At 56.7% G+C, this 13,984-nt stretch carries 11 protein-coding genes; 9 read left to right on the top strand and 2 right to left on the bottom strand.

Translation table 11 applies throughout. The features are described from left to right. Nucleotides 1-284: 284 nt before the first annotated feature. The 9 genes from EV681_RS20960 to EV681_RS20920 all read left to right on the top strand — a co-directional run bounded on the left by EV681_RS20960 (nt 285) and on the right by EV681_RS20920 (nt 11,550). On the top strand, nt 285-1,214 hold the full coding sequence (locus tag EV681_RS20960; RefSeq protein WP_130305151.1) for a DUF6963 family protein: 930 nt from the start codon (nt 285-287) through the stop codon (nt 1,212-1,214). After that, nucleotides 1,201-1,863, top strand: coding sequence for a TetR/AcrR family transcriptional regulator (locus tag EV681_RS20955; RefSeq protein ID WP_128396453.1), 663 nt, complete (start codon nt 1,201-1,203; stop codon nt 1,861-1,863). Before EV681_RS20960 ends, EV681_RS20955 begins: the two co-directional genes overlap by 14 nt. Next, nucleotides 1,860-3,536, top strand: coding sequence for a thiamine pyrophosphate-dependent enzyme (locus tag EV681_RS20950; RefSeq protein ID WP_130305150.1), 1,677 nt, complete (start codon nt 1,860-1,862; stop codon nt 3,534-3,536). The genes EV681_RS20955 and EV681_RS20950 overlap by 4 nt, the downstream gene beginning before the upstream one ends. A 13-nt stretch (nt 3,537-3,549) precedes the next feature. Beyond that, a complete protein-coding gene (locus EV681_RS20945) occupies nt 3,550-4,797 on the top strand; it encodes a D-amino acid dehydrogenase (protein WP_130305149.1) in 1,248 nt (415 codons plus the stop codon). Nucleotides 4,798-4,883: 86 nt separating this feature from the next. Beyond that, nucleotides 4,884-6,479: an ABC transporter substrate-binding protein gene (locus EV681_RS20940; protein WP_128396450.1), complete on the top strand. Its 1,596-nt coding sequence runs from the start codon at nt 4,884-4,886 to the stop codon at nt 6,477-6,479. A gap of 7 nt (nt 6,480-6,486) precedes the next feature. Then, nucleotides 6,487-7,428: an ABC transporter permease gene (locus tag EV681_RS20935; RefSeq protein WP_130305148.1), complete on the top strand. Its 942-nt coding sequence runs from the start codon at nt 6,487-6,489 to the stop codon at nt 7,426-7,428. Nucleotides 7,429-7,437: 9 nt separating this feature from the next. Continuing rightward, nucleotides 7,438-8,346, top strand: coding sequence for an ABC transporter permease (locus EV681_RS20930; protein WP_128396448.1), 909 nt, complete (start codon nt 7,438-7,440; stop codon nt 8,344-8,346). Then, complete coding sequence (locus tag EV681_RS20925) at nt 8,343-10,031, top strand: ABC transporter ATP-binding protein (protein WP_130305147.1); 1,689 nt, start codon at nt 8,343-8,345, stop codon at nt 10,029-10,031. The genes EV681_RS20930 and EV681_RS20925 overlap by 4 nt, the downstream gene beginning before the upstream one ends. A gap of 46 nt (nt 10,032-10,077) precedes the next feature. Then, nucleotides 10,078-11,550, top strand: a complete 1,473-nt coding sequence (locus tag EV681_RS20920) for an N-acyl-D-amino-acid deacylase family protein (protein WP_130305146.1) — start codon at nt 10,078-10,080, stop codon at nt 11,548-11,550. Between the two features lie 182 nt (nt 11,551-11,732). Here the strand turns inward: EV681_RS20920 and EV681_RS20915 are convergent, their stop codons facing one another. Together EV681_RS20915 and EV681_RS20910 are read right to left on the bottom strand one after the other, a co-directional pair. After that, on the bottom strand, nt 11,733-12,551 hold the full coding sequence (locus EV681_RS20915) for a sterol desaturase family protein (protein ID WP_128396445.1): 819 nt from the start codon (nt 12,549-12,551) through the stop codon (nt 11,733-11,735). Between the two features lie 49 nt (nt 12,552-12,600). Next, nucleotides 12,601-13,974 (bottom strand): MFS transporter, encoded by a 1,374-nt coding sequence (locus EV681_RS20910; RefSeq protein ID WP_130305145.1) that lies wholly within the window; start codon nt 13,972-13,974, stop codon nt 12,601-12,603. Nucleotides 13,975-13,984 lie beyond the last annotated feature (10 nt).

Raw genomic sequence — 13,984 nt, 5'->3', positions numbered from 1 at the left:
CACGGCTTGGCCAGCACAGCTGCACCTGTTCAAAAAAGATCAGTGCGGGACTTTCTAAGTACTGCAAACTAATTGGCACGATTAATGCTTGAGTTGATCTGCAAGGGGTTCTTTTTTGTCCGGTCCGATTGCGTCCTGCGAGTCCAATCGGTACGGGTATTCCCTAGAAAAATACGCTTGTTATTTCGAATGCCATAGTGTTAGCATTTAAATATGACCACCCGGTCACATTTGGCATGACGCATCTGTTTTGTCGCTCAACGAACTTTGCAATGGACTTTTTTATGACAATTGGAATAGCCGCCAGCGGCGCCAATGCGGGAGAATCAGTACGTGCAGCGGTGCTTGCGGCAGAATTGCTGGGAAGAGGCGCCATTGGCGGCTTTGCCGTATTTGCAGCCATGTTGCACGATGGCAAAGTATGCCACTGCGTGACCCAGAGGGGTGGGGCCGCAAAACTGGCCATTCCAGACGAATGGCTGCTGGCCACACGCGCTGCAGCCATTTCCAGCGGGCCCGACAGGCCCGAGCCGCTGCAGCAGTATTTGCCCGGCTTCGATGGCATCGGGCTGGTATCCGGTCATCGCCTGCCCAACCGTGCGGGAAGCGACGGCGAGCCCTTGAATCGTGCCGTGTTGCGGCGACTGGCTAGCGGCGAAATGCCACAACACGCTGTGGACGCCGTACTGCATGCCAATGACCAAAGCGACGCCGGGCTGATTGCCGTTGATGCCCAGGGCCGTATTGGCTGGGGCAACAGCCAGCGAGTGGCTTCAAGAGCGGATCTTGGCAGCTTTCACCGCAGTGAAGGGGGCAGGAGCCTGGCAATATTGCACAACTCGATTTATTTCATGCGTGATACAGCAGATGCCGTTGGCAGTCTGGCGTGGGGCTGCCTCGGTGGTGATACCAGCGAATATCAGTTTTTGTCGCTGCCGCAGGGTGTTGCGCTGCAAACGGCACAAAGCGATCGGATCCAGCTTGATGCTGACGGAAACATTGCGCTGATTGAAACGGCTGCTGCGCAGATATCACAGATGTCAGGTCGTTTTACTGCGGTTTATCTCGGTACACCAGTCTGGCAGGGTGCTCGCCTGATCGGGCATGTGATCAGCGAGCTGATCGGACAGGTGCAGGATGGCTGCTTTGTGCGCAGCCTGGACCCCGCCTCGGCCACAGTCGTCATGAGAAGGGCAGTGCATGTCGCGTCGTGAGAACACCGAGAGAAAGCTTTTGAACGCGCTGGAAGAACAGATCAATGAAACCGGGATGGTGGGCGTGGGCGTTAACGCAGTGGCCAAACGGGCAGGCGTGAGCAAGGAACTGATCTATCGCTACTTTGATGGTATGCCGGGATTGTTGCTTGCCTGGATGCAGGAACAGGATTTCTGGACGGCACGCGCCGGGCTGATCAAGGATGAAGAGTCCAGCCAGCAGACGCCTGCCGTCTTGATTTTGTCGATGCTGCATGCCCAGATCGAAGCGCTCGCAGGCAGCGAAAGCTTGCGGGAAATCCGGCGCTGGGAGCTGATTGAACAGAATGAGGTAACCGAGCAACTGGCGCAGCGCCGCGAGAAGGCGGCAAGGTCGTTCATTGATCGGGTAGACGGGCTGACGCAGGAACTGGACGTGCCGGCAGTGGTAAGCATCATGCTGGCGGGTGTGCTGTACATGATGTTGCGATCCAGGACCGAAAGCCATTTCCTGGGTGTGTCGTTACGCACGAATGCCGGCTGGCAACGGCTTTATGCGGCGCTTGAGCAGATCATTGACGCCGGTTTTCCTGAAAATCTGCGAACACAGGCATTGGCCGATCTTGAGCGGGTCAAGGGCGAAGAATTTTTTGACGGAAGCAGACAATGAAGCGAAGAGCAGCGGATGTATTGATTGAAGTGTTAAGTGCGCATGATGTAGAACGAGTCTTTTGCGTGCCCGGAGAGAGCTATTTGAGTGCGCTGGATGCGCTCTCGGATCACGCGGGGATTGACGTGGTGACCTGCCGTCATGAAGGGGGCGCCGGCTTCATGGCCGTGGCCGACGCGCGCCTTACCGGGCGGCCGGGTATCGCACTGGTCAGTCGTGGGCCGGGCGCCATGAACGCGGCCATTGCCGTGCACACGGCGCAGCAGGACGCAGTGCCGCTGGTGCTCTTTATCGGCCAGGTCGAACGGGCGCATCGTCATATGGCAGCCTTCCAGGAGGTGGACTACGGGCAGGTGTTCGGCAGCATGGCCAAATGGGTTGTTGAGGTCAATGATGCGCAACGGCTGGCCGAGTGCGTTGCCACGGCGTTTCATTATGCGTGCAGCGGCACACCGGGGCCGGTTGTGGTTGCGTTGCCAGAGGATATGCTCGAAGACATGGTCGACACCGAAAGGGCGTATCGTCTTCCTTTGCCGGTAGCAGGCGCATCGGACCTATCGCTCAAACGAGTTGCCAGCATGATTGAACAGGCGCGCCGGCCACTGATTATTGCCGGCGGACTGCTCAAGAACGAAGCAGGACAGACCGCGCTGCAGTGTACTGCCCAGGCCTTTGGTGTGCCGGTCGCAACAGCAGTCAGGCATGCCGATCTGCTTGCCAATGATCATCCACTGTTCGCCGGGCACCTGGCCTATGGCGCGCCGGCCGCGCTGGCGCAGGCGGTTGCCCAGGCCGATCTGGTCATCGCTGTTGGCACCCGCCTGGGGGATGTGACCACGCAAGGGTACCGTTTTCCTGCCGCGCCGCAACCGCTGCAACCGTTAATTCATGTCTGGCCGGACGCATCCGCATTGGGAGCGTTGCGGCGGACAGACGTGGGGCTGGTGGCCGATCCCGTATCGTTTCTTGTGGATCTGTGCGACTTTGCTCCGGCGACAATAGATCCCGACCATCAGGTGTGGAGTCGGCAACTGCACCAGGTGGCCCAATCGCTGACAGACTGGGACGGGCCCGCCGATGCAGAAGATGGCGTCGTGTTTTCGAGTGTGGTGCAGGCTGCCGACCGTTTGCTGGCCGATGACGCCATTATTACGATTGATGCCGGCAATTTTGGCGGGTGGGTCCAGCGCCTGATGCGTTTTGGCGGTGGCAGACAAATGGTTGCCCCCTCTTCGGGCGCCATGGGCTACGGGGTGCCGGCTGCCGTTGCGGCCAGCTTGCGCTATCCGGACCGACAGGTCATCTGCTTTGTAGGCGATGGCGGGTTTCTGATGACGGGCAACGAACTGGCCACCGCCATCCAGTATGGTGCGCATCCGATACTGGTGATCTCCGACAACGGCGCCTATGGCACGATCCGCATGCATCAGGAAAAGCATTTTCCGCAACGGGTGAGCGCAACGGATCTTCGTAATCCGGATTTTGCCGCAGTGGCGCGCAATTTCGGTGCACTGGGTATTCGCGTTGATGACAGTTCGCAGATTGATGCGGCGCTGCGCACCGCCCTCGCCGCAGGTGGCCCAGCCGTGATTTCGGTGCGCACCAGTTTGCAATATATATCTGCATCGGCAACGATTGATCAATTGCGTGAGCGCGCAATGTTAAGCCAATGATGCGGGAGCCAGCATGCATATTATTGTGATCGGCGCCGGCATTATTGGCATGACCAGCGCCTACTATCTTGCAAAAAAAGGACATCAGGTCACGGTTGTTGATGCCTGCGCAGGCCCTGGGCAGATGACCAGCAAGGCCAATGGCGCCCAATTGAGCTACAGCTTCGTGGCGCCACTGGCCGAGCCGGCGGTCCTGCCCAAGTTGCCTGCATGGCTGCTTAGTGCCCAATCACCCTTGTCATTGCGATTGCGAGCCGATCCGCAGCAATGGCGCTGGGCCATGGCCTTTCTGGCCGCCTGCCGCACTAAAAAGAGCCAGCAGACGACCGCAGAACTGCTGTCGCTGGGCTTGTACAGCAGGCAAATGATGCACCAGCTCATTGCAGATGAAATGTTGTCGTTTGACTTCAGCAGTTCCGGAAAGCTGTTGGTGTATCAGGATGCCGGCTCTTATGCCGCCGCCAGAAAACAGATGGACTATCAGGCAGCGCTGGGTTCCACGCAAGTAGCACTGGACCGCAAGCGTTGCCTGGAACTGGAGCCTGCATTGCGTGGCATTCAGGAGCGGATTGCCGGCGGCATTTTCACTCGTAGTGAAGATGCCGGCGATTGCCTGAAGCTGTGCGGCGAACTGGAACGCAAATTGCGCCAGGGGCGGCAGAAAGTTGAATTTCTCTATAACACGCCTGTCATGCGCCTGCATCAGGAGAATGACCGCGTTACGCGGTTGCAGACGCAGGCTGGCGATATGACGGCAGACGCCTATGTCATTGCCAATGGTATTGGCGCGCAGGCATTGGCCCGCCAGGCGGGCTTCAATCCCTATATTTACCCGCTCAAGGGATACAGCCTCACTTACGAATTGACCGCGCAAAGCGAGGCGCCCCGCGTCAGTGTCAGCGATGTGCACAACAAAGTCGTATACGCGCGACTGGGTAACCGCTTGCGCGTTGCCGGCATGGTGGACATAGGCGATCGCTCGAACAACATTGATCCCCGGCGTATCGCCAGTCTCAAGCAGGCGGTCGAGCACTATTTACCGGCGCTGCGCCCGGCTGATGAACCCGTGGCATGGGCGGGGTTACGCCCGGCGCGCCCGGACAGCAAACCTTTGATTGGTCAGGCGCCGCTACGCAACCTCTGGATCAATGCAGGCCAGGGCGCGCTTGGCTTTACGCTTGCCGCAGGCAGCGCCGCCTTGCTTGCGGACCGGCTTTGCAGCGTTCCTACGACGATTGCCGACAACCTTTTTGCTCCTTAATGCAGGATGCAGTAGCACGTGTACTGGCTACAGTTGACCTTGCGTCAAGTGCGCCAGCCCCTTATATCGAGTACAGGAGAAATACCATGATGCACAAGGCCAAGCAATTGACCGCTTTGAGAAATATGGCACTGGGTATGGCACTGGCTGCCGCCTTGTCGTGCGTGCCGGCCGTTCAGGCGCAAACCGTCACAGCAGTGATGCAATCAGGACTGCGTGTCATGGATCCGGTCATCAGTACCGCATTCATGACACGCGACCATGGCTACATGATTTACGACACATTGTTGGGGACTGACTCCAGCTTCAAGATCCAGCCGCAGATGGCAGACTGGAAGGAATCGGCCGATGGCAAGACCTACACCTTTACCTTGCGCGAGGGGCTCAAATGGCACGACGGCGCGCCGGTGACTTCAGAGGACTGTGTCGCCTCCATCAAGCGCTGGGCCGAAAAGGACTCTACCGGTCAGGTATTGATGACGATGGTGGCCGATATCAAGGTGATCGACAGCAAAGTATTTGAAATCAGCCTGAAGGAACCCACCACATTATTGCTATCAGGTCTGGGCAAGCTCAGTTCGCGTCCAGCGTTCATGATGCCCAAGCGCATTGCCGAAACACCGTCTTCCAAGCCGATTACCGAATACATCGGGTCCGGACCGTTCAAGTTTGTCCAGTCCGAGTTCAGGCCGGGGCTGCGGGTCGTATACGAACGCAATAATGACTATGTGCCGCGCAGTGAACCGGCCAGCTGGACGGCCGGCGGCAAGGTGGTTAATGTTGAGCGTGTGCAATGGGTTGCCATGCCGGACCAGATGACACCCATCAATGCCTTGATGAATGATGAAATTGATTTTATCCAGCAAGTGCCCTTTGATTTGCTGCCCATGGTTCAGGACCAGGAAAACATCAAGGTTGAGGTGCTGGACAAGCTGGGCGCCTGGACGTACTTCCGGTTCAATCATTTGCATGCGCCGTTTAATAACCGGCTCATTCGCCAGGCCGCGATGTACGCGGTAGGGCAGGAAAATGTCCTTAAGGCGTTGGTTGGCAACCCGGAATATTACAAGCCGTGTGCCGCTGTCTTCGGATGTGGCAACCCATATGAAAATGACTATGGCAAAGAGATGGTTGTGCCGGCCAACATAGAAAAAGCAAAGGCGCTGCTCAAGCAGGCCAATTACGATGGCACGCCGGTTGTGATTTTGCAGCCGACGGATATTGCCATGCTGTCTGCGCAACCGGTCGTGATTGGCGATGCCTTGCGCAAGGCCGGTTTCAAGGTTGATATGAAGACCATGGACTGGCAGACGGTTGCGACCCAGCAAAGCAATCAGAAATCACCGGCCGAAGGCGGATGGAGCATTTTTTCCACATATAGCATTCTGGCCACCAGCGGCGACCCGTTTGGCAATACGACGATCGCCTCAAACGGGAAAAAAGCCTGGGCCGGCTGGCCGGATGTGCCGCAAATCGAAGCGTTGCGGCTTGAATTTGCACGAGCCAAAGATGACGCCGAGCGAAAGAAGATTACCGCCCAACTGCAAAAGCTGGTGATAGACGAAGGCGTGGTTGCGCCACTGGGCCAATTTCTCATCCCTGCCGCGTACAGTACCAAGCTGTCCAATGTATTGCCTTCGCCGGTTACCGTGTTCTGGAACCTGAAAAAGTCGGATAAGTGAGTCAGCCATGATTACCTATATCGCCCGTCGGCTTCTGGCCACACTACCGGTTATCGTGATGGTTGCCATCGTCATCTTTGCCATTCTTCGGCTCACACCGGGAGATCCTGCCGCCATCATCGCAGGAGACGATGCCACTGCGGCTCAGCTTGAGCAGATCCGTCAGAGCATGGGCCTGGATCAGCCGATTTATACACAATTTGTCGTCTGGGTCGGACGGTTGCTGCAGGGCGACCTTGGCGTCTCGCTATTGTCGGGCACGCCGGTGCTGCAGATGATTGCAGGGCGCATGGGGCCGACGCTGGCGCTGGCCGTGTCAACCATCGTGCTGACGGTAGTCATTGCCATCCCGTTGGGCGTCATTGCTGCATGGCGGCAAGGCAAACTGCTGGACCGCCTGATCATGAGCCTGTCTGTGCTGGGGTTTTCGATTCCCACCTTTGTCGTTGGCTATTTACTGATCTATTTTTTCGCTATACAGCTGGACTGGCTGCCGGTACAGGGGTACAAGCCGCTGTCGGCAGGGCTGCTGCCTTTTGCGCAGCGATTGATTCTGCCCACGCTGGCGCTAAGCGCTATTTACGTGGCACTGATCGCTCGCATCACACGCAGCAGCATTATCGAAGTCATGGGCGAAGACTATATTCGCACTGCACGCGCCAAGGGCCTGAAAGAAAAAGCGGTCCTGATGCGGCACGCCTTGCGTAACGCAGCCGTACCCATTGTCACGGTCATCGGCATAGGCATTGCGTCCCTGATCAGCGGCGTCGTGGTTACCGAATCGGTTTTCAACCTGCCTGGCCTGGGGCGGCTGGTTGTCGAAGCGGTGCTCGCTCGCGACTATCCGGTTATCCAGGGACTGATCCTGCTGTTTTCCATCGTGTATATCCTGATCAATCTGATTGTCGATCTGCTGTATACGGTTTTCGATCCACGAATCCGTTATTGAAGGACTACCATGACTGTCCCACTCACTTCAGAAACGCTGCCGGCTTCGGCCCCAGGGCAGCCCATTGCGGAACATTATTCGACTTTGCCCGGCCAACTGCGCGCGGCGCTCGGCAGTATTCCGGTCTTGATTGCATTTGTAATGTTTGTGCTTATCATTATTGTGGCCGTATGCGCGCCGTTACTTGGCACTGTTGACCCGGTGGCCATCAATCCGGCTGAAAGGCTGGCCAAAGTGTCGTCCGCGCACTGGCTGGGAACCGATGCTTTCGGACGCGATACCTATTCGCGTGCATTGTATGGCGCCCGCGTCTCGCTGATCGTTGGTATCGGCGCGACTGTGATGAGCCTGATTGCTGGCTTGTTCATCGGGGTGATTGCGGGTTATTTCAGATTTGCCGATGGCATCATCATGCGGGTGATGGACGGCATCATGGCGATTCCCGGTATCCTGCTGGCCATTGCCCTGGTGTCGCTGACCGGCGGCAGCCTGGTCACGGTCCTGGTGGCTATTACGATTCCCGAAATTCCGCGGGTGGTGCGGCTGGTGCGTGGCGTGATTCTGTCGGTGCGCGCCGAACCCTATGTAGAGGCAGCTGTTTCGCTGGGTACCCGAGTGCGGACTATTTTGTGGCGTCATATGATTCCCAATACGATTGCACCGCTGATTGTGCAGGGCACCTATATTTTTGCTGCCGCCATTCTTACTGAGGCGACCTTAAGCTTCCTGGGCGCCGGGCTGCCGCCAGAGATTCCATCGTGGGGCAATATGATGTCCGAGGGGCGCATGTATTTTCGCCTGTTGCCGGGTCTGATCCTGTATCCCGGTATCCTGCTCGCACTGACGTTGCTCTGCGTCAATATCCTGGGCGATGTATTACGTGATGTGCTGGATCCAAGAATGGCGAAAAAATCATGAGTCAAGACACTATGAAAAGCACGGAAAATGCAGCCGAACCGGTGCTGCGGGTACGCGATCTGTCGGTGCGGGTTGCCGGCGCAAGTCCCGAAAGACGCGTCGTCAATAACATCAGTTTTGATGTATTTGCGGGTGAAACGCTGTGTGTGGTGGGCGAGTCGGGGTCCGGCAAATCGGTATCCTCCTATACCGTGATGGGTTTGCTGGGCGAAGACAGTCTGCAGGCGTGCAAGGGTAGCATCCTGCTCGATGGCGAAGACGTACTCAAAGCCAGTGCAAAGCGCCTGCGCGAGCTGCGAGCCACCACCATGTCGATGATTTTCCAGGAACCGATGACTGCGCTCAATCCTGTGCAGAAAGTGGGGCGCCAGATTGACGAGGTGCTGCGCATCCATAGCACTATGTCTGCAAAGCAACGCCGTCAGGCGGTATTGCTTATGCTCGAGTCGGTTCATATGCCCGATCCTGAGCGGATCTACGACGCGTATCCGCACCAGTTGTCTGGCGGTCAGCGGCAACGGGTTGTGATTTCAATGGCGCTGATTCTGCAGCCCCGGCTGCTGATTGCCGATGAACCGACCACGGCGCTGGATGTCACCACCCAGAAGCAGATTTTGCTGCTGATCCGTGAACTTCAGATAAAAAACAATATGGCCGTGCTGTTCATCACGCATGATTTTGGCGTGGTTGCAGAAATCGCCGACCGGATTGTGGTGATGAACAAGGGCGAGGTCATGGAAACAGGAACGCGTGACGCTATCTTAAGAAACCCCACACATGCGTACAGTCGCATGCTGGTGTCCTCGGTCCCCAGCCTGGTGCCCCAGCAGCGTGAGCAGAACAACGGGGAGAAGGTGCTGGACGTCTCGGGTCTGGTCAAGACCTATTCCGAGAAAAGGCTATGGGGAACCGGACGCCATATCACTGCGGCCAACAATATCAACCTGACGCTCAGTCGTGGGGAAATTGTCGGGATTGTGGGGGAGTCCGGCTCGGGCAAATCCACCGTTGCACGCTGTATCGTCAGGCTGCTGCAACCGAGTGCGGGTCAGATCCATATCAAGGACCGGGATATTGCGCAGCTTTCGGGCAGCCAGTTGCGGCCCATGCGCCAGCGTATCCAGATTGTCTTTCAGGATCCCTATCGCTCCCTGAATCCGCGCATGACCGTGGGCGATTCGATCATCGAGGGATTGCTCAATTTCGGCGCATCAAAAGGTGCCGCGATGGACAAGGCGGCTGCATTGATGCAGCTTGTGGGTCTGACTAAAGACGCATTGCAGCGATATCCTCATCAATTTTCCGGTGGGCAACGCCAGCGTATCTGCATAGCCAGGGCGCTGGCGCTGGAACCCGATATCCTGGTCGCGGACGAGGCGGTGTCTGCGCTGGATGTGTCGGTTCAGGCACAGGTGCTTGCGCTGCTGGATGAAGTGCGCGAACGCACGGGAGTCGGTGTGTTGTTTATTACACATGACTTGCGAGTCGCTGCGCAGATTTGCGATTCCATCATCGTTATGCAACAGGGAAAAATTGTCGAATCGGGCAAGGCCCATACTGTCTTGACGGCGCCAACGCAACCCTACACCCGATCGCTGATCGATGCTGCACCGGGCAGGCACTGGGATTTCCAGAATTTTCGTGCCGTGTCCGAAGCAGGGGATCAGGCCGAATTGCCGGCGTGAGCGATGCCTATTCTCCCACGATGCCCAAAAATTTTAGAGGCCAGAAATGAGTGCACATTATGATGTTTTGATTGTAAATGGCGATGTGGTCGACGGCACTGGCAGCGCGCGTTTTTCCGCTGACGTTGCCATCCTGGGCGAGCGCATCGCGCAAATCGGCGATTTGTCGCAAGCCACGGCAGATAAAGTGATTGATGCCAGCGGGCTGATTGTCTGCCCGGGGTTCATCGATGCCCATACCCACGATGACAGACTGATGCTGTCAGATGGGGATATGGCGCCCAAGGTAAGCCAGGGAATCACAACCGTGATTGGCGGCAATTGCGGCATTTCTCTGGCGCCAATGCCGCGGGACATTCCGGACCCGGTAACACCGCCCCTGAATCTGCTGGATGAACAAGGCGGCTGGTTCCGGTTTCGCAGCTTCGCGCAATACGTTAGCGAACTGAGCGCCAGCCCGGCCGCCACCAACTGCGCCATGCTGGTCGGCCATTCGACCCTGCGCGTTGCAACAATGGATGACGTCACCAGAGCGGCAACCGACAGTGAAATATCAGCGATGCAGGAACTGGTGGTCGAAGCCATGGAGGCTGGCGCCATTGGGGTGTCCACTGGCCTGGTCTATCCGCCGGCGGTGGCTGCGCCCACGCAGGAAGTGATCGACGTATGTGCCCCCCTGGCGCGCTATGGCGGTATTTATTGCACGCATATGCGCGATGAAGGCGATCGTGTCATCGAGTCACTGGAAGAATCGTTCCTGATCGGGCGGCAGGTTGGGGTGCCCGTTGTGATTTCCCATCACAAGGTGGTTGGCGTTCAGAATCACGGTCGTTCGGCCGAAACGCTGGCGTATATCGCAGATCATATGACCAGGCAGCCTATTTGTCTTGATTGCTATCCCTACGATGCGTCGTCTACCATCCTGTCACCAAAGCTGGTGGCCAATGCGACACGGGTCACGGTGACCTGGTCAAAAGGCCTGCCGCAGATGGCCGGGATGGACTTGGACCAGATCGCAAGCCAATTGAATATAAGCACCGAAGAGGCCATTGAGAAGTTGTTGCCCGCCGGTGCGATTTACTATCGGATGGATGACGCCGACGTACAGCGCATTCTGCAGTTTGATGACACGATGATCGGCTCCGATGGCCTGCCGCATGATGAAAAGCCTCATCCCCGACTATGGGGCAGCTTTCCACGGGTGCTGGGGCATTACAGCCGTGGCCTGGGGCTGTTTTCGCTGGAGAAGGCAGTGCATAAGATGAGCGGGTTGACTGCAGGCAAGTTCGGCCTGACCGACCGTGGCGTGATTCGGCAGGGGGCGTTTGCCGATATCACGCTGTTTGATGCACAGACGGTGGCTGAGGCGGCAACGTTCGCTCAGCCTGTGGCCGCTGCCATTGGCATCAGCACTGTGCTGGTCAACGGCAAAGTTGTGTGGGAGGATGGCAAGCCGAGTGGACAACGCCCGGGCAGGGTACTGCGTCGTGAAGGCCTGCCGGCTCGGGTGACGCAATAGCAAAACCCAACAGCAAAACCCAACAGCAAAACTCAATAGCAAAACTCAATAGCAACGCCCTGCAGTCCGGTAGCGGAAGCAGGGCGTTTGTGTTGGGCGTTCTAATGCACGGCGACGCTGCCGATATCAGATGCGTTGGGACAGATATCGGCAGATCGGGGGCAGGGCTGAAGCAGCGGAAATCAGCGCGCCATTGCGCGGTTCAGCACGGTCTGTTCTTCTGACGTGAGGTTGGGCCCATCCAGGCTGACGCTGGCATCATCGTTGCGATATTTTCTGATGATCGGTTTGAGCTCTTCCTTAATATGTTTTTCACTGTAGCCATTGAACAGGTGGCCAAGCAGTCCGCGATCAAGATCGCTGGTTTTCATGAACCAGTCTGCAATAGGGAAAGTCAGGTTCATGTTGTAATGCATCATCAGCCCCATATTGTGATGGGCCGTGTGATGGCGCCGGATGGTATTGATAAAGGGCACGTTCCTGACGAACCAGTTGTCATGGACGTGGCAGCAGTAATGAAAGGTCTCATAAACCAGATATTGCAGCACCATTGTCAGGAAAACGACATAGCCTGCATTGGGATTGATAATGACTGACGCCAGATAGCCCAGGACCAGACCCCCGACGCCAAGCGTGAGCAATACCCGCCATGGGAAAAAGACAATCCTGAATTCACGGCTTGAATCTATCGTAATGTCATTATCAGTGAAATACTGATGATGCTGCCGGGTATGCCTTTCGTAAATCGCGCGCAGGGCAAAGACATCGATGCGCTTGTGCATTACGTAGGTATGCATTGCCCATTCCACAAAGTTGCCCGCCAGGAAAACGGGAATAATCAATAAATACTCCCAGCTGGCCGTGGTCAGTTGCGAGATGCAATAGATGACTGCAGCTATGCCAACCGCATACATCACGCCGATGTGCACCAGGCCGTTATACAAGGGGCTGATATCGCTTTTATATTGTTCGCGAAATTTTCGTTGCCTTTCGGTCATCATAATCATTACTCCTGAAATAAAATCTCAATTGCCATTCAATGTCCGGGGTTTATCCGGATATGTCTTCAAGGGCCCGGCCACGGGTTTCTACACCAAGCAAGACGACAACCGCAGCTGCGATGACGAATGAGGCGGCGCCCAGTGTAAACACGCCAGTCTGTCCGGTGACTGGCAGAAGAAAGCCCACGGCAAAGGGACCCACGAACGAGCCTAGCCGACCGATGGATGACGCAAAGCCGGCGCCGGTGGCACGGATGCGGGTGGGATACAACTCAGGGGTGTAGGCGTACAGAATGGACCACATGCCAAAAAGACAGAATTGCATGAACATGCCGGACAACATCAGGTAGTGAAGTTCACCCTTGACGCTTGCCACGTGTCCGTAGATGTATACCGAAACGGCGCTGCCCAGCAGCAACAGAACACACGTGGGCTTGCGGCCGATTTTCTCAATGATCCAGGACGCGAAGATAAAGCCGGGAATGCCTGCCAGTGAAATAGTGACGGTGTACTGCACGGATTTGGTCACTTCGTAACCGGCCTGCTGCAGCAATGCGCCAAGCCAGCTGGTCAGGCCGTAATAGCCCATCAGTGCAAAGAACCACAGAATCCACAGCATCAGCGTGCGGCGTCCGTATTCACCCTTCCACAACTCAGAAAAGCTATTGCCTGAATTGGACTGCGCGGCAGCGGCCGGCAGCGAGACAATGGGAGGCAACTCCTTATTGTTAAGCGTTTTGCGCACATGATTTTCCATGGTGGTCATGACGCTGTCGGCTTTTTCACTTTGCCCTGAGTCAGACAGCCAGCGCGGCGATTCAGGGACGTGCCGACGGATATAGAAAACGAACACGGCAGGGACGGCGAGCACAAAGAAAATACCGCGCCAGCCGATGGGCTCCAGCAGCAGATAGCTCAGCACACCGGAACAGATGAAGCCGATAGGCCAGAAGCCTTCCAGGATGGCCAGGTATCTGCCACGACGGTTGGAGGGAACAATTTCCGATACGATCGACAGACCGACAGGAAACTCCATTCCCATGCCGAAGCCCAGCACGATGCGACTGGCAATCAGCATGTTGACGTCGGTCGATAGTCCACAGAACAGACTGCCAATGCCCCAGAACACCATACTGACCTGGAAGACGGGCTTGCGGCCAAACCGGTCGGCCAATACGCCGGCGACAGCGGCGCCAATCAGCATGCCAAGAAAACTGGCGCTGGCCACAATCCCGGTCTGGGCAATACTCAGGCCGAATTCGGCTTTGATTGAGCCCAGGATGAAAGTCATGACGCCCAGATCCATCGAATCAAAGAACCATGCGGTCGCGATAATACAGAATAGTTTGGTTTGATAGCTTGTCATCGGGAGCCGTTCCATACGGCCTGAAATATCCGATGGCGTAATAGGTATTGATGCCATTGCCTGTCTC

This window comes from Advenella incenata, assembly GCF_004217095.1.
GTDB classification, from domain to species: domain Bacteria; phylum Pseudomonadota; class Gammaproteobacteria; order Burkholderiales; family Burkholderiaceae_B; genus Advenella; species Advenella incenata.
Note: the sequence above shows the minus strand (reverse complement) of the source record. Positions and strands in the feature narration are given on the sequence as shown.